15 protein-coding genes are annotated in these 16,468 nt (G+C 40.6%); 12 read left to right on the forward strand and 3 right to left on the reverse strand.

What is annotated here, in order from left to right; all coding sequences use genetic code 11:
* Positions 1–2: 2 nt before the first annotated feature.
* On the reverse strand, positions 3–1,337 hold the full coding sequence (locus tag U1E44_RS08490) for a histidine kinase (protein WP_322930641.1): 1,335 nt from the start codon (positions 1,335–1,337) through the stop codon (positions 3–5).
* Between the two features lie 333 nt (positions 1,338–1,670).
* Between U1E44_RS08490 and U1E44_RS08495 the strand changes: the two genes are divergently transcribed.
* The gene (locus U1E44_RS08495; protein ID WP_322930642.1) at positions 1,671–3,224 is read left to right on the forward strand and encodes an NAD(P)/FAD-dependent oxidoreductase; all 1,554 of its coding nucleotides are present in this window, start codon (positions 1,671–1,673) and stop codon (positions 3,222–3,224) included.
* 250 nt (positions 3,225–3,474) lie between these two features.
* A complete protein-coding gene (locus U1E44_RS08500) occupies positions 3,475–4,743 on the forward strand; it encodes a DEAD/DEAH box helicase (RefSeq protein ID WP_322930643.1) in 1,269 nt (422 codons plus the stop codon).
* 44 nt (positions 4,744–4,787) lie between these two features.
* Here U1E44_RS08500 and U1E44_RS08505 read toward each other — a convergent pair whose 3' ends face one another.
* Both U1E44_RS08505 and U1E44_RS08510 read right to left on the reverse strand, forming a co-directional pair.
* Positions 4,788–5,528, reverse strand: coding sequence for a response regulator (locus tag U1E44_RS08505; RefSeq protein ID WP_322930644.1), 741 nt, complete (start codon positions 5,526–5,528; stop codon positions 4,788–4,790).
* On the reverse strand, positions 5,525–7,471 hold the full coding sequence (locus U1E44_RS08510; protein ID WP_322930645.1) for a histidine kinase dimerization/phosphoacceptor domain -containing protein: 1,947 nt from the start codon (positions 7,469–7,471) through the stop codon (positions 5,525–5,527). The genes U1E44_RS08505 and U1E44_RS08510 overlap by 4 nt, the downstream gene beginning before the upstream one ends.
* Positions 7,472–7,645: 174 nt before the next feature.
* On the opposite strand from U1E44_RS08510, the gene U1E44_RS08515 reads away from it, so the two are divergent.
* From U1E44_RS08515 to ahr, 10 genes are all read left to right on the forward strand, one after another.
* Positions 7,646–8,155 (forward strand): ester cyclase, encoded by a 510-nt coding sequence (locus tag U1E44_RS08515; RefSeq protein WP_322930646.1) that lies wholly within the window; start codon positions 7,646–7,648, stop codon positions 8,153–8,155.
* Positions 8,156–8,308: 153 nt separating this feature from the next.
* Positions 8,309–9,043: a hypothetical protein gene (locus U1E44_RS08520; RefSeq protein WP_322930647.1), complete on the forward strand. Its 735-nt coding sequence runs from the start codon at positions 8,309–8,311 to the stop codon at positions 9,041–9,043.
* Positions 9,044–9,162: 119 nt separating this feature from the next.
* Positions 9,163–9,717, forward strand: coding sequence for a nuclear transport factor 2 family protein (locus U1E44_RS08525; RefSeq protein ID WP_322930648.1), 555 nt, complete (start codon positions 9,163–9,165; stop codon positions 9,715–9,717).
* Positions 9,718–9,869: 152 nt separating this feature from the next.
* Positions 9,870–10,337, forward strand: coding sequence for a cupin domain-containing protein (locus U1E44_RS08530; protein ID WP_322930649.1), 468 nt, complete (start codon positions 9,870–9,872; stop codon positions 10,335–10,337).
* An 11-nt stretch (positions 10,338–10,348) separates the two neighbouring features.
* Positions 10,349–11,260: an SDR family oxidoreductase gene (locus U1E44_RS08535; protein ID WP_322930650.1), complete on the forward strand. Its 912-nt coding sequence runs from the start codon at positions 10,349–10,351 to the stop codon at positions 11,258–11,260.
* 38 nt (positions 11,261–11,298) lie between these two features.
* Positions 11,299–11,712, forward strand: a complete 414-nt coding sequence (locus U1E44_RS08540) for a RidA family protein (protein WP_322930651.1) — start codon at positions 11,299–11,301, stop codon at positions 11,710–11,712.
* A 108-nt stretch (positions 11,713–11,820) separates the two neighbouring features.
* Positions 11,821–13,155 carry a YfcC family protein gene (locus U1E44_RS08545; protein WP_322930652.1) on the forward strand — a complete coding sequence of 445 codons (1,335 nt, stop codon included), beginning with the start codon at positions 11,821–11,823 and terminating at the stop codon, positions 13,153–13,155.
* A gap of 82 nt (positions 13,156–13,237) precedes the next feature.
* Complete coding sequence (locus U1E44_RS08550) at positions 13,238–14,785, forward strand: M20/M25/M40 family metallo-hydrolase (RefSeq protein WP_322930653.1); 1,548 nt, start codon at positions 13,238–13,240, stop codon at positions 14,783–14,785.
* 36 nt (positions 14,786–14,821) lie between these two features.
* Positions 14,822–15,430 (forward strand): DUF2306 domain-containing protein, encoded by a 609-nt coding sequence (locus U1E44_RS08555; RefSeq protein ID WP_322930654.1) that lies wholly within the window; start codon positions 14,822–14,824, stop codon positions 15,428–15,430.
* A 27-nt stretch (positions 15,431–15,457) separates the two neighbouring features.
* Positions 15,458–16,462: an NADPH-dependent aldehyde reductase Ahr gene (gene ahr, locus U1E44_RS08560; RefSeq protein ID WP_322930655.1), complete on the forward strand. Its 1,005-nt coding sequence runs from the start codon at positions 15,458–15,460 to the stop codon at positions 16,460–16,462.
* Positions 16,463–16,468 lie beyond the last annotated feature (6 nt).

The raw sequence follows: 16,468 nt of genomic DNA on the forward strand, positions 1-16,468 counted from the left end.
AGTTAATGCCATTTGGTTTTATTCTTTTCTTCTTCCATAAACTGGCGCAATTTACGTTCTTCCCAGGACCAACCGGGCCCATACACCTTAAAGGCGTGGAAGGCAAGGCCAATGCCCCAGCCTAAGGCTGGAAACCAAAACCATTGGAACTCCCAATACGTACGGTAATTAATAAATATTAAAAACGGTATTACCACCACATAAGAGGCTAAACTAGAGTAGAATTCCTTGAGTTCTTCCACTTTTTTGCGTGCACGGATATAACTATCCCCTGAGTTTTGATGTGTCATAATGGGTATTGTTTTAGTTAATAAAGGTAATTGTACCCTAAAATGGGTGTTTGTTTTTTCTATATGCACTTTGCGAGATGACAGAATATGGTAGCGTTGCTGAATGTTTTGCAGGCCAAAACCGCTGCTTTTTCCGAGGACCTCTTTGGGTTGCAATTTATTTTCTACCACAAGGTTGCCATCCATTTCATAAATTTTGATATGCAACGGATGCCCCGGATTTACCTTATTGTGTTTTACGGTATTTTCTAAGAGGAGCTGTAGCGATAAAGGCACCAGCAACGCTTCCGGATTGGTTGCTCTGTCGGGAATTTCAAAAATAATGCTATTCTCAAAACGCATTTTCAACAAACTCACATACGTACGTGCAAAGTCTAATTCTTCATCGAGTGTAACCAAATCCTTATTTTTTTGCTCTAATACATAGCGATATACTTTGGATAAAGAAGTGGTAAATTTTTGTGCCAATGACGGGTTTTCTTCAATAAGACTCGTTAATACGTTTAGGCTATTGAACAAAAAGTGAGGATCCAGTTGATTTTTTAAGGCATCGAACCTCGCAGTGGCAGAACCTGCAAGAAACGTCTGTTCTTTAATTTTCTGTTTCTGTGTTTGCTGGTGCGTATAATAACTGTAGAAGGCCAAGGTTGTAAGGGAGGCAACCAAAAAGGCAATAAGATAGGTAATACTATTTTCTTCTTGATAAAATTGAGCCAAGGGGTACGTACTCACAATAAATCGCATTAAAAAAACGATGGGTACAAAAGTTAACCCATTGCCAAGGCTTATAAAAAGGATTAAAAACGTATTGGTGGATCCTCTAGAAAGCGCATTTTTAATCCTTCCAAGGTTATATTGATGGAGGACTACAAAAGCAATACCCAACAGCGCAAATTTCCAAACTTCGTTCATTAGAACCAGATTCCATGCAATAACTTCATTAGAAAAGGCAAACCGAAAAACCTTAACGAAGGCATAAAATCCGATACCTACCCAAACACCGTTTATGCTGTTTTTTCTGTTAAAATGATGACGTATGGTCTTCATTGCTTTAATTATTTCTATACCCTTTATTATTAATTATTTCAATGCTTTATAGTAATCTATCCATCTAAATCGGATTAGAGCCTACCCAAAGCATTACTCAGCGTACTGTTTATGGTAAAAATGGTAAAAAATGTATCCGAAAAAACCTTTCAATTCCTATGTCTAGAGGAAGCTACTGCTGCTACCGTCCGTAAAAACCATCCTTTACCCACAGCTACTTTATGCCGTTTAATGGTACAAAGATGCATTAAGCCCCCATTGCCACAAAAAAAGTAAGACCGAGTTGTTGTATTTGATTGATGGATTGGTAAAAATAGAATTAATTTTGCACCTATGGTGAAACAGATTCAATTGCGCATTCCGCTGGAAGAGGAAGGAAAACCCCATCTGCTTCAAAAAAAAGCAGCGGCATATTTGGGTTTGCCCGAAAACGAAATTACGCTAAAAGTGTTGCGAAAATCCATTGATGCCCGGAAGCCTACCATTTATTTTACCTATAAAATTGCCGTTTTTATAGCCGAAAAGCCCTCAGAAGCTACCGAATATGTATTCGATTACAAGGATGTCTCAAAAGCAAAACCGGTTCATATTGTCGGTTTTGGTCCGGCTGGGATGTGGGCGGCACTGCGGTGTTTAGAATTGGGGTACAAACCTGTTATTTTAGAACGCGGAAAAAATGTACAAGATCGTAGAAGGGATTTAAAAGCAATCAATCAAGACCATATCGTACATGAAGATTCTAATTATTGTTTTGGTGAGGGTGGTGCCGGAACCTATTCGGACGGTAAATTATACACTCGGAGTTTAAAAAGAGGTGATGTGCGCAAGATATTTGAAAGTCTGGTGCATCATGGCGCCACGGAGCAAATATTGATCGATGCCCATCCGCATATCGGTACCAATAAATTGCCGAAAATAGTGCAGCATATTCGGGAAACCATTCTAAAACATGGGGGAGAAATTCATTTTGAAAGTAGGGTGGTCAATTTTGTCCTTAAAGACAATACCCTTGTTGCGCTGCAACTCCTTAACCAGACCGAAATTCCGGTTCAGCGCGTAATCCTTGCAACAGGGCATTCTGCCAGGGATATTTTTTGCCTACTACATCAAAAAAATATTGCTTTGCAGGCCAAGTCTTTTGCTATGGGGGTTCGGGTAGAGCATCCACAGCATATTATCGACGCCATACAATATCATTGTTCCGGAGCCCGAGATACAAAATTACCGGCTGCAGCCTACAGCTTGGTAGAGCAAGTGAATGGAAGAGGTGTGTATTCCTTTTGTATGTGTCCGGGCGGATTTATTGTGCCCGCAGCCACTGCTCCCGGTGAAGTGGTGGTCAATGGGATGTCGCCTTCCAAACGCAATAACCTGTATGCCAATTCCGGGATTGTGGTCGCTATAGATGTAGCTCAGGATCTTCCGAAATACGAAAAGTTTGGCGCACTAAAGGGGTTAGAATATCAGAAAGATTTAGAACGTTTGGCGTTTACTTCGGGTGGAAGAAGTCAGGTTGCTCCTGCGCAACGCCTTACGGATTTTGTGGAAGGAAAACTATCTCCAGATTTAAACCCAACCTCCTATCAACCCGGGCTGCTATCCGCTCCGCTGCATTCTTTACTGCCCAAACTCATCGGAAGTCGTTTACGAACAGGATTTATTGGTTTCGGAAAAAAAATGAAAGGGTATTATACCGCAGAAGCCAATATTGTGGGCGTAGAATCCAGAACCTCTTCGCCCGTAACTATTCCGCGAAATGAAAATTTAGAACATCCCCAAATCAAAGGATTGTTTCCCTGTGGTGAAGGCGGTGGCTACGCAGGTGGTATCGTCTCCGCAGCTATGGACGGAGAGCGATGTGCCGAGGCTGCGATGGTTGGGTTGTAACGCTAAAGTGTCGAGTTCAAGCGCAAATTCAATTTCAAAAACAATTTCAAAAACAAATTCAAAATCATTTTGAACTATCAAAAAAGTAAGAAATCATAATAGTTTACAGTCCTTAGAAAAAAGGCAACCCCATTTGGGACTCCCCAAAAGTCAAACCATCAACGGTCAACCGTCAACTGTCAACCAAAATCCAACAACCGTTAAAATACTACAACAAATAACCCTACCTTTGCGCCTTATTTTAAATAACATGACATTCAAAGAATTAGGGATTATAGAACCCATTTTAAAAGCCTTATTGGCAGAAGGATATACCCAGCCTACACCCATACAGGAACAAGCCATTCCCATCTTATTACGAGGAAAAGATTTACTGGGCTGTGCACAAACCGGTACCGGAAAAACCGCGGCCTTTGCCATACCCATTTTGCAACAGCTCTGTTTAGATCCGGAGCTGCGCAAAGGACAGCACCACATTAAGGCCTTAGTAGTTACCCCAACTCGTGAATTGGCATTACAAATCGCCGAAAGTTTTTCGGTTTATGGAAAACATACGGGTATAAAAAACACCGTTATTTTTGGTGGTGTAAAGCAAGGTGCACAGGTTACGGCTTTGCGCAAAGGAGTGGATATCCTTATCGCTACCCCGGGTCGCCTGCTCGATTTAATGAATCAGGGGTTTATTTCGTTGCGACACATAGAATATGCCGTTTTAGATGAAGCCGACCAAATGCTGGATATGGGCTTTATCCATGACATCAAAAAAATAATAGCTAAGTTACCTACAAAACGACAATCCCTTTTCTTTTCGGCGACCATGCCCAAAGATATTGTAGACCTCTCCCGAAAAATTCTAGGCGATTTTGAACAAGTTAGCGTGCGTCCGGAGCAAGCCACAGCCGAAAAGGTAGCGCAAGGACTGTATATGGTGAGCAAGAAAAACAAGCCGAAATTGCTGGTTCATTTAGTTCAAGAACGTCCTGCCGATTCTGTGCTTGTATTTTCCCGCACCAAACACGGAGCCAATAAAATTGTAAAAGTGCTGGATAAGGCAGGTATAAAGTCGGCAGCCATTCACGGCAATAAATCGCAGGCGGCTCGGCAAAAGGCCTTAACTGATTTTAAAGAAGGTATTTCTAAAGTGCTTATTGCCACAGACATTGCAGCGCGAGGCATAGATGTGGAAGAACTTTCATTGGTCATCAATTATGACCTCCCTAATATCCCTGAAACCTATGTACACCGTATTGGTCGCACCGGAAGAGCCAAAGCAAGCGGCATGGCCATTTCCTTTTGTGATGTGGAAGAGCGACCTTATTTACGGGATATCGAAAAACTAATCAAACAGCCCATTCCCCGCATGCCCGAGCATCAATTTGTAGACGATGGTACAGAGGAGGTGGAGGAAGAACGTCCTGCAAGGCCACGACACCAACAAGCAAAGCAAAATACGGCGGGTGGTACTGCACCACGGAATAAACCCAAAGGGAATTGGCATCAAAGCAGAAAGGGGCGGTAATTCGGCTTTTTTAGCGTTTAGAAAGAAGAGCGAATACACCGCTGTTATATTGTCTGAAGACGGCGCATGAGCAAATCGCGGTACGCCTTTCCAAAAGGAATTACTTTGCGGTTAATTTCTAAATGACTATCGCCCACAGCATCCAATTTAGAAATATTTACGATGTAAGATCGGTGTACTCTAAGAAATTGGGGCTGCGCAATTTTTTCTTCAATTGTTTTCAAAGTAGTTGTAAGCAGATAATGGTTTGAAGCGGTCACGATATTACAATAATTTCGATTGGCTTCAATATAAAGAATATCTTTTAGCAACAATCGGGTCATTTTTTTATTGTGTCGTACAAAAATACGGTCTTCAAGTATTTCTATAGGTTCTGTACATTTCTCTAGTGTTCCTTCTTTTTCTTTTAATTGTTCTACCACAAGGGCAACGGTTCGTTGTAATTGTACCGTATTTAAGGGTTTAGACAGAAATGCATACGGGTGCGTCGTTTTGGCTCTACTAAACGTAGCTTCATCAGAATTGGCAGTAAGGTAAACAATGGGAACATCATTATTTTTTTGTATCAAGGCTGCGGTACCAATACCATCTAATTTTCCTTTGAGGTTAACGTCCATTAAAAGGATGTCGGGCGTATTTTCCTTGGCGTGCAGTATTGCCTCCTCGCCGCGGGTGACAATCCCGGTAACCTCATACCCCAACTTGGTGAGCTGCAAAGAGATGTGCGCCGCAATAATCATATCGTCTTCCACTACCAAAATCCGGACCTTTTCTGCTATAATCATGCTGCTTTATCAAATTGAAAATGAACTCTTGTACCCCCATCTATGCGCAGTTCCATTTTTCCGCCCAGTTGTTGGGTTAGGAGTGCTATAAGTTGGCTGCCAAATCCGGTGCCATGGGTTTTAACATTGTCTGATTTCCCAATCCCGTTATCATTAACCCAAAGTTGGATCTGTGTGCCTTCTATGTCCAATCCCACACGGATAGTACCTTTCATTTTATTGGGAAACGCATATTTTAGGCAGTTGGTGAGCAGCTCATTTACAATAAGACCAATGGGCACAGCCGTATCCACATCCAGCGAAATAGATTCCATTTCTATACGTATTTTTACCTGATCTTCAGCATCAAAAATAGCTAAAATATAGGCAGCCAAATTTTCGAAATAATCTTTCATTTCAATAGATGACAAACTGTTTTCTTGATATAATTTTTGATGGATCATACTCATACTATGAATTCTGTCTTGGCTTTTTTGCATGGCATCTGCCACTATAGGATTATCGGTATGTGCAGATTGCAATGCTAACAAGCTTGAAACTATTTCGAGGTTATTCTTTACCCGATGATGAATTTCTTTTAAAAGAAATTGATTTTCGGCATTATGACGTTGCAATAAGATATTTTTTTTACGGTTATTGCGCATAGAAATAAACAGAAACAGCAAAAACAATAACAAGAGGCTGGCTATTACGATAAGCAAAACTTGTACACTTGCTTGGCGTCTTAATCGCAATTGTTGTAATTCTATAGTGCCCTCTTTCTGAGCCAATTCTAGTTCTGTTTGCAACTCCGCTATTCGCTGGTCTGCTTCAACGGTAAAAACAACCTTGGTTAGCTTATCGTATTCCGAAAAAGCCTTATATGCTTGCCTATATTGATGGGTGCCAGCCAATGCTTTTCCCAACTCGTTATATGCTTGACTTAGATAAAACGCATCTCCAAACGCTTCTGTAGCCACTTCAATACATTTTTCCAAGCTCGCTACTGCAGCGGTAAAATCGCTCTTTTTATTCTGAAATTTTCCCACAGATAGCCAGGAGCGCATCAACATAAAATCGTTTTGGAGCAATTGGGCATACGCAATCGCCTTATCACCCGCAACAGTTGCCTTATCAAACTGTTCCAAATCTCCATAAAGATCAGCAAGAGAAATATAAACGTCGCTTAGATTATTGTAAAACCCGTACCGCTCTCCCAATACTGCGGCATGTTCATAATAATGTTGCGCCTTATCATAGTCCTTTAATGCCAAGTAATTATTACCAACTACATACAAGGTAAAATCGTAATCCAGATCGTTCATACCTATTTCTTCGAAGATCGCTATGGATTGAAGACCGTATTCCAGTGCCTTCTCATATTTTGCTTGTTTCCATAACAAATTGCTTAAATCACTGTACGCTAATGCAATGGCTTTTTTGTCATTGTATTTTTCCCCAAGATGAAGGGAAATCATGGCCTCATCTGCGGCCTTATCTAATTGGCCTTTTCGCTCATATACATAGCCCAATTGGGTATGTAAAAAGGGTAAATCACCCGAAGTCACTTTCTCCTTAGCTTTTTCTAAGACAATACGTGCACTGTCTAATTTTTCCATACGAAGCAGTACAGCGCCTTCCGTGATTTGGAAACGCCCTTCCCAAAGGGAATTGTTCTTTTCTGCTGCGCGTTGCAACCCTTTTCTCGTAAAATCTAATGAGGTATTTAAGTTTCGGGTATGCCAGTAATAAGCCAAATCATTTAGGATTGTAAAATACAAGGTGTCGTTGGTAACATCGGGTAAGGCTTCTTCCAGTATTCTAAGGTAAGAATACCCAAAGTTATCTGTTTCTACAAATACTTTTTTGTACGATTTTTCGCTTGATTTTTCAAAAATTTGTCCAAAAGAAATGCTGCAAGAAAATGCCAGAAGTAAACCGGTACGTACAAAAAGTGGATTCATTTCCCAGTTGTGCTTTAGCTGCGAAATGGGGCATTTAAATATACGAAAATTTATGTAACATTTCGTTGGTAAAAAAAAGTAGGCCTTCGGACAGTAATTGAAGCCGTTCGTCCTTAAATGCTTCGAGATATAAAAAAAATGAATTCTCTTAGAGCATTATAAGAAATGTACCTTATGCACCTACGTACAAATTTAATCTATTTATTTGTTCCCATTGTCCTCTTTGGCAGCGGTTGCCAATCGGGTCGGGAGAATGAAGTGCAACAGACAGTGCGGTTGGCTAACTCCATTGAAGCTATTTGGAATGATCGCAATATGGAACCATTTCAAAATTTAGCGGTTGTAGAGTATAAAAGATACTTAAACGGCTTAAAAGTTGCGGACACCCAAGAAGAATTGGAAACTACCCTCAACACTTTTTTTATAGGATTTCCGGATACTGTAATAAAACTAGACGATCTTTCCCTTAAAGGCAACCGGCTGTATGTACATTGGAATCTTACAGGAACACATACCGGACAGTTTACCTCGATAGGCCCCACAGGAAAAAAAATTAACATTAATGGCTTTGCAACCATCTTACTAAATACGGATGGAAAAATGGTACAAGAAGAAGTATATTACAATGAATGGGACATGTTGCAGCAATTGGGCTATACCCTAAATGCTCCAATATTAGACTAATGCCGTGGATACGCTAAAGACATGAAAAAATGTAAGAAGGGCTTCTATTATTAGCTCCGTAGTTGGATCGTATTTCATCTATTAGAAACCATTAATAAACTGACAGATACTATTTTATAAATCAATACTAATTAATAACCTAAACCAACAAAAATGAAAACATTAACAAACACTATGATTTTGGCACTGCTGCTAGCCGTGCCAATGATGTCTAATGCCCAAACCAGTGATAACCCCATCATGGGAGTTACAGAATTTACGTTATTACCCGGACATGAAATGCAATTTATTGAAGGGGTAAAACTCTGGAAAGAATGTTACAAGGAAAACAACGGTGCAGAAACGTTCAATGTCTGGAAACGGTTTCAAGGAGAAGGTGTTGTTTATGCCGTGACCGGTTTTTCTCCCAATTGGGCCGATATGGACAAAGAGGATGCTGCAAGTAAAGCTTGCCGTATTACTGCAATACGCATGATTATGCCTCATGTGGTAAAATCCGAATACAATACGACCAGTCCCATGCCGGAATATAGTAGAGAAACTTTGGAAGGTACAAAAATGGTCTGGGTTTCCTTTTTCAGAATTACCAATTCTACCATTTTTAACGAGGTAGCCAAAGAAATAACTAATGCTATTAAATCTAAAGAAGGAATGCCTCGCTCCTATTGGTATGCCTTTATGGGAGGAGGACCTGAAGCTCCCCATTATATGATTTCTACTCCATTTACCCAATTTGCTGATTTGGACGTGGAAAGAGATGGTCCTTGGAAGGTTTACGAAGCGGCACAAGGCAAGAAAAAATCTGATGATCTTAGAGCAAAGTGGCGCTCCATTGTGGAAAATAGTTGGAGCTATTTATACACCTTAAATGAAGAGTTAAGCAACTAATTCTTAGCCTTTATAAGCATTGTAACCAAACCATACTTAAAGCAAAACCATTTGAACACCAAGTAACCAACCCTAACCTGCAAGGTGGTAAAAAGCCTTGCAGGTTTTAAAAAAACAACATGAAAAATAACAAACTACGACATAGGGTACGCATTATTCGTACACTTAGCGGTTCGTGGGCGCTTATGGCAATTCTGTTTACAGGCTGCGAACAAAAACCGCAACGCTACACTCAAAATTCTACGGAAATTGATACGTATAAAAAAGTTATCGACGCCTATGAAAAACAGGATTGGGCAAGCATGCTAACCCACTACGCAGACACCGCAAAAATCCAAAATAATGCGACGGAGAAAAAAGCGCAGACCGTCTCTCAAATGGTATCCCAGAACAAAGAAGACGCTAGGCTATTTTCCTCTTGGGATTTTGTAGATACAGCATCTGAGTACGAAATGGTAATCACCGACAAAGGGGAAACTTGGGTCAATTTTTGGGGACTGTGGCAAGGCACGCTCAAGGCTACCGGACAAGTTTACGAAATTCCTACCCACAGCACGATTCAATTTGCAAATGGTAAGATAGTGAAGGAGCATGGGTATTGGGATATGTCTGCCTTAGTATTGGATTTGGCCAAATTACAGGAAACAACGGAAGTGGAAACCGCTGCTGAGTAAAACTAAGTAACTACACAAACAGGTGGGTTGCCATTTTTGGAAATAAAATTAGTTCATCATTTTTGGTTTTTTGAATTAGCAGCTTAAAATCACACGAACTCAAAGAAATCCAAATCTATTGGTAATCTGCCTGTTTTTTTAATCAATATAACATGGAAACGATCATTCAAAAATCGGCAATTAAAAACGGAATCACGCTAATCGCCTTAGCTATCACGGCGACCCTCCTTGGTCAGGAAAACACAACCTCATCAACATTGGCCTATAAAACCGGGAATCCGGCCGATTGGCCCACGGCTCAGGATGCCGTAATCGCAGCACCCAACAATCATAAAATCTTACTGGAAAATGACCGAGTACGTGTATTGGAGGTATTTCTTGCACCTGGCGAAAAGGAGCCCGTACACCACCACCAATGGCCAAGTGTCCTTTATATTCAGGAAGCCGGGGATTTTATAGATTATGATGGCGAAGGAAATGTAATTTTTGATAGCCGCCAGTTACAACCGCCCCTTCAATTCCCCTTGACCCAATGGAAAGATCCGGAGGCACCCCATTCCGTTGTGAACCTGAGCGATACCCAACCCATCCGGTTGATACGCGTGGAACTAAAACACTGAAGGCACCTCCTATGAATCTAATACCCAACATTACTAAGAAAATAAAAATTGCCTTTAAACCAACAAAAATGCAAAACATATTAATTACCGGAACAAGTAAAGGTATTGGCCTTGAAACGGCTCTTGCTTTTGGAAGATCTGGCTATAAGGTATTTGCTACTATGCGCAATACTTCAAAGGCTGACGATTTTAAACAAATGATAACAACCGAATCTTTAGACATTACTATAGCTGAAATGGACGTAGATTCTAATGATTCAGTAAAACAATGCATTGATGACATTATTAAAAAACACAAATTCATTGATGTTTTGGTCAATAACGCTGGGATTGAACGCCACGGTTCCATTGAGGAATTGAAGATGAAGGACTTCAAGGATGTCATGGAAACCAACTATTTTGGGGTGCTTCGCTGCACGAAAGCTTTGTTGCCTTTGATGCGAAAAAATCGAGCGGGCTGCATTATCAACATTGCCTCGGTTTCTGGTCATATCTCAAGTGGTCCGTTGGGAGCTTATGCTGCCAGCAAATTTGCGCTTGAAGCCTTGAGTGAAGCTTTGGCGGGCGAAGTAAAACCCTTTAACATTCGGGTTGCCGTCGTAGAGCCAGGCATTATCAATACGCAAATGGCGAGCGATATTAGTAAAGATGCGGAGTCTCTCTATCCACATTCAAAGCGTCTCGCCGGAATGTTCTCAGCATCCCTAAAAACACCAACACCACCAACATTGGTGGCGAACAAAATTTTGGAAGTGGCGGAAAGTGGCAACTGGAAATTGAGACATCCAGTCGGCCCCGATGCCGAACCATTTATTCAATGGCGAAAATCCATGACCGACGAACAATGGATCGATTGGAGCGCTTGCAGCGATGAAGACTGGTATAAATCTGTGGAACAAGATTTTGGATTAAATGCCAGGTGAAATCAAAATAAATAAAACAATACTTATTAAAAATAAAAATGGAAAAATCAACATACAACTCAGAAAAACCCGAATACTTCCTACTTCGACCGGAAGTTGAAAAGGCCTATGGCTATTCACACGCTGTGAAAATTGGCAACCATATCAAAATTTCAGGAGCCGTTAGTATGGATGATGAAGGCAACCCAACAGCTGTGGGCGACTTCTTGCAACAAATGAAAAATTGTTATGTCGACTTAGAAAAAGTGCTTAAACATTTCAACTGCACCTTCGATGATGTGGTAAAAGAAGATGTGTTTACTACTAACATGCCTTTGTTTTTAGAACATGCCGAATACCGCACTGAAATTTATAAAAATCACTTTCCCACAGGAACGTGGTTAGGTGTAAAGGAATTGGCTTTGCCGGAGTTTATGATTGAAATAGAAATGGAAGTTTATAAAACGGAATAATCCCAGCCACATTGATGTGATAAAAACCCTTAAAGTGTATTTAAAACAAATGAATCATACAACCCGAATTAAACAAAGCCATACCTATGGCTTTCATTGTATGTACAAATGAAAAAATTTCCGAATGCCATCGTTATTATACTAGCCGTCATCGTAGTCGCCTGGTTGCTTACATTTATTATTCCGCAAGGGAGTTACGAGCGGGTATTTAACGAGGCCACCGAGACCACTGTTGTGGTACCCGATTCCTATCAGGTACAAGATGCATCCCATCTTTCTGTATTCGATGTATTGCTCTCCATACCAAGAGGCATCGTGGGACGAGCCGACTTAGTTGTATTGATACTCCTACTCGGTGGCTGTTTTTACCTCATTGAAAAAACGGGCGCATTCAGTCAAGGTCTTAACCAACTCATGAAAATTTTAGTTGGAAAAGAAACGGTTGCTTTAATTAGTATCACTTTGCTTTTTATAACTGGAGGATTTACCATAGCATTACAGGAAGAATTGATCGCCATGACACCTATACTCTTGCTATTTGGAAGAAGTATTGGTTACAATGCAAAAACAATGGTTGCTGCAAGTTTAGGTGGTGCCATTGTTGGTGCTTCCTTTAGTCCTTTTAACCCTTTTGGAGTGGTCATTGCACAAAAAGAAGCAGGTGTAGCGCTGCTCTCTGGCTATGAGTTTAGGCTGATTGTTTTGGCTATTGCTGCTGTCGCTTGGGTTCTATTTGTACTTCATTACAGTGGTAAAAATCGAATTGAAAAATCAACTTTGAATATAGAGACTGAAACATTTTCCTTTAGAAACAAAATGATTCTAAGTCTCTTGGCACTTACGTTTGCAGTTGTTACCTATGGCTTAATTGCGCTCGATTGGGGCTATAACGAAATGTCTGCCTGCTTTTTCTTTTTAGGTTTGGTGTGTGGAACCATTGCGGGCTTTAGCTTTAATAAAACGACAGAAGTTTACATTGATGGCTTTAAGGAAATGGTTTTTGCTGCATTGATTATTGGATTGGCAAATGGCGTCTCTGTTATTTTAAGGGATGGAATGGTCATTGATTCTATCGTTTACGGATTATTTGGCCCATTAGAGCAGCTGCCTCCAACGCTATCTGCGGTACTCATGATGGGTTCGCATGCGGTGATTCATTTTCCAATGCCAAGCACTTCCGGTCACGCTATTTTAACCATGCCGATTTTGAGTCCCTTGGCCGATTTAATTGGCTTGTCGCGTCAAGTTTGCGTGCTTGCTTATCAATACAGTGCCATTATGATGGATTTAATTGTGCCTACCAATGGCGCAACCATGGCTATCATTGCATTGGCAGGTATCAACTATAAAAACTGGATAAAATTTATTGTAAAACCAGTATTAATCATGTTATGTATTGGTGCTGTAGCGATAATAATAGCGGTACAAATTGGTTACCATTAAAAAGTGAAAAATAGCGATTTTGAGATAAATAACTTTCGAAAAAATAGAAACTATTAACAGTAATAAAATAAACATCATGAAAATGACATCTAAAATAATTATCACAGCATCCTTATTTGTAGGATTTGTCTCCATGGGTCAAACAATCCCGCAAGCCATCGCTAAAATCAATACCGAAGGTTTTCAAAAATCGCAAGTCATGCATTTGATTTCCGATTTATCCGATGTGTATGGCCCACGACTCACAGGAACCAATCAATATTACACTGCGGCAGAATGGGCCAAAAAAACCATGGAAAATTGGGGAATGGATAAGGTCTATTTTGAAAACTACTGCGACGATTGCATGGGTTGGGAAGTTAAATCCTTTAATGTAGAAATGACAGAACCTGCCTATATGAACATACAAGCCTATCCGTATGCCTGGACAGAATCCTCGAACGGCGTACAAGCTGGGGATTTGGTTTGGATTGAGGGTTATGCCGATATGGAAAAGGTAAAGAAACAATGGAGCGGAAAATTACAAGGAAAAACCGTTTTGTTTGGTTCTATCCCGGAACAGAATATGTTGTTCGATGCACTTTCAAAACGATTTACCGAAGACCAAATTACGGAGGCGGAAAAATCAATTGTACCTGCACCCAATAAAACGCTAGGGTTTTCTGCCGGAAATATAGATTTAATTAAAGATTTAGACCTTATTTTCGCAAGTTTCATGAAAAAAGATGACGCCTTTTTTGCATTCTTAAAATCAGAAGGCGCTTTAAGTATGTTGGGAACAACACCATTTTTTCCGGGAATCATTCATCCTAGTGGGACGTATAATTTCAGAAAAAATGATACAAAGCCACTGCCCTATTTTGCGATTTCACCTGAAAGTTTCGGAAAATTAAAACGCTTGATTGACAGAGAAATGACGCCTAAAATTAAGTTCCATCTAGATGCTGAATTGTACTTAAAGCCTCAAAATAACGTGAACATTATCGCAGAAATTACAGGCTCTGACCCCAAATTAAAGGACGAAGTAGTGATGATTGGTGCCCATTTTGATTCTTGGCATCCGGCATCCGGTGCAACCGACAACGGTGCTGGTTCTGCGGTGATGATGGAAGTGATGCGCATTTTAAAATCATCCGGATTAACACCAAAACGAACCATCAGAATCGCACTTTGGGGCGGCGAGGAACAAGGGTATTTAGGTTCTATGGCATACGCAGAAAAGCACTTTGGAAAAGTAAAGGAAACGACTCGAAAAAAAGAGGTTGAAAAAATTTCGGCATACCTCAATATGGATAATGGCGCAGGTAAAATGAGAGGCATCTATCTGCAAGGAAATGAAGCCGTAAGACCCATTTTTGCTGATATGTTAAAGCCGTATGCACATTTAGACGTAAACAATCTCACCATCGAAAACACCAATTTTACAGACCACGATGTCTTTGACTATTATAAGATTCCTGGTTTTCAAATTATTCAAGACCCCTTAAACTACAGCACCGTAACACATCACACCAATTTAGATGCCTTAGAATATGTACCGGAACGCGATATGATGATCAATGCCACAGTGATTGCTGCATTGGTGTATCAAATTGCTCAAATGGATGTGCGTTTGCCGAGGGAGGAATAAAAAAATAGGGGCGTATAAAATTAATAAATGAATATCATGAAAAATATAAAAACCATTTTACTAATAGCATTAGTTCTTATTGCAGTCTATTTTGTGATAGACAGAGCACTTCCTTACTTCTTCAATTTTAACAAAGAACACTATCAAGACTACTACTGGCCGAATAAATGGTGGCTGGTTGGGCATTTACTTGGTGGTGCACTGGCCTTAATTATCGGGCCATTTCAATTGAGCACCTCGTTTAGAAATCGGTTTTTAAATCTACATCGCTCTTTGGGGAAAGTATTTATCATCGCCATCATTATTGGTTCATTAAGCGCCATTTACATGTCTTTTTATGTGGCGCCACAAGTCAATGTGTCTTGGAGCATTTCATTGTTTGTTATGGCATTAGTGTGGCTAGCAAGTGTATTAATGGCCTACAGAGCCATTCGTTTAAAACGCATTCAGCAACACAAAGAATGGATGATTCGCGCCTATATCATTACGCTTGGATTTGTGCTGTTTCGTGTCTTGAATGAAAATTCACTAATAAGAGATTTAATGCCCACTTTTGAAGAACGTGGTGCAGCATGTATCTGGCTGTCTTGGACCGTGCCCTTGTTTATTGCAGAGGTCGTATTACAATGGCACAAGAAAAAATAATATCAAACATTAAAAATTTAATACATTATGAAAGTATCAGCATTAGCGGCAAAAGGTCCGCACGAAAAATTAGAAACCTTCTCATACGAGCTCGGAGCCATTGGTCCTGAGCAAGTAGATATTAAAGTACTTAATTGCGGTATTTGCCATTCAGATCTCAGCATGATGAACAACGATTGGGGCATGACCACCTACCCCATTGTGCCCGGTCATGAAATCATTGGTGAAGTAGTAGCTGCTGGCAATGCTGTTAAAAACGTAAAAGTTGGCGATAAAGTAGGTGTGGGCTGGTATTCCAGTTCCTGTATGTCTTGCCACGAATGTATGGACGGATCGCATCACCTTTGTTCTAGCGTACAGTTCACCATTGGCGGCCGTCATGGCGGTTTTGCCGATTATGTGCGAAGTCATTGGTCTTGGGCCATTCCCTTACCCGAAGGTATTAACCTAGATAAAGCAGGGCCTTTGCTTTGTGGCGGCATCACGGTGTTTAATCCCATTCTGCTGGCAGGTGTTAAAGCAACCGACAAAGTTGGGGTTATTGGCATAGGTGGTTTGGGACATATGGCACTTAAATTCCTTAACAAATGGGGATGTGAAGTCGTTGCCTTTAGTTCCAACCCCAGTAAAAAAGAATCTATCCTCGCAATGGGAGCTACCAAAGTGGTAGATTCTAGAAATCCTGAAGAATTAGCAAATATCGCCGGCAGCTTAAATTTTATTTTAAACACCACCAACGTTACCTTAGATTGGAATTCCTATTTGGTGGCACTCGCACCAAAAGGAAAATTTCACAATGTCGGCGCCGTGTTAGAGCCTTTGGCAATTCCGGCATTTACCTTAATAATGGGAGAAAAGTCGGTTGCTGGCAGTCCGCTTGGTAGCCCGGCACTCACCCGCACCATGCTTGAATTCTGCGTGCGTCACGACATCTACCCAATAACAGAAGAGTTTCCTATGGCAAAAGCAAATGAAGCTTTAGCCCATTTAGAATCTGGAAAAGCGCGTTTTCGAATTGTATTGAAAAATTAAAACCAA

The sequence above is a fragment of the Aurantibrevibacter litoralis genome (genome assembly GCF_034651555.1).
Lineage (GTDB): Bacteria > Bacteroidota > Bacteroidia > Flavobacteriales > Flavobacteriaceae > Aurantibrevibacter > Aurantibrevibacter litoralis.

Bases quoted from the DNA above. Each gene is read 5' to 3' on its own strand.
- ahr (WP_322930655.1), top strand. From the start codon at position 15,458: ATGAAAGTATCAGCATTAGCGGCAAAAGGTCCGCACGAAAAATTAGAA.
- U1E44_RS08505 (WP_322930644.1), bottom strand. From the start codon at position 5,528: ATGATTATAGCAGAAAAGGTCCGGATTTTGGTAGTGGAAGACGATATG.
- U1E44_RS08515 (WP_322930646.1), top strand. From the start codon at position 7,646: ATGCACCTACGTACAAATTTAATCTATTTATTTGTTCCCATTGTCCTC.
- U1E44_RS08550 (WP_322930653.1), top strand. From the start codon at position 13,238: ATGACATCTAAAATAATTATCACAGCATCCTTATTTGTAGGATTTGTC.
- U1E44_RS08545 (WP_322930652.1), top strand. From the start codon at position 11,821: ATGAAAAAATTTCCGAATGCCATCGTTATTATACTAGCCGTCATCGTA.
- U1E44_RS08495 (WP_322930642.1), top strand. From the start codon at position 1,671: ATGGTGAAACAGATTCAATTGCGCATTCCGCTGGAAGAGGAAGGAAAA.
- U1E44_RS08555 (WP_322930654.1), top strand. From the start codon at position 14,822: ATGAAAAATATAAAAACCATTTTACTAATAGCATTAGTTCTTATTGCA.
- U1E44_RS08535 (WP_322930650.1), top strand. From the start codon at position 10,349: ATGAATCTAATACCCAACATTACTAAGAAAATAAAAATTGCCTTTAAA.
- U1E44_RS08540 (WP_322930651.1), top strand. From the start codon at position 11,299: ATGGAAAAATCAACATACAACTCAGAAAAACCCGAATACTTCCTACTT.
- U1E44_RS08500 (WP_322930643.1), top strand. From the start codon at position 3,475: ATGACATTCAAAGAATTAGGGATTATAGAACCCATTTTAAAAGCCTTA.
- U1E44_RS08525 (WP_322930648.1), top strand. From the start codon at position 9,163: ATGAAAAATAACAAACTACGACATAGGGTACGCATTATTCGTACACTT.
- U1E44_RS08510 (WP_322930645.1), bottom strand. From the start codon at position 7,471: ATGAATCCACTTTTTGTACGTACCGGTTTACTTCTGGCATTTTCTTGC.
- U1E44_RS08530 (WP_322930649.1), top strand. From the start codon at position 9,870: ATGGAAACGATCATTCAAAAATCGGCAATTAAAAACGGAATCACGCTA.
- U1E44_RS08520 (WP_322930647.1), top strand. From the start codon at position 8,309: ATGAAAACATTAACAAACACTATGATTTTGGCACTGCTGCTAGCCGTG.
- U1E44_RS08490 (WP_322930641.1), bottom strand. From the start codon at position 1,337: ATGAAGACCATACGTCATCATTTTAACAGAAAAAACAGCATAAACGGT.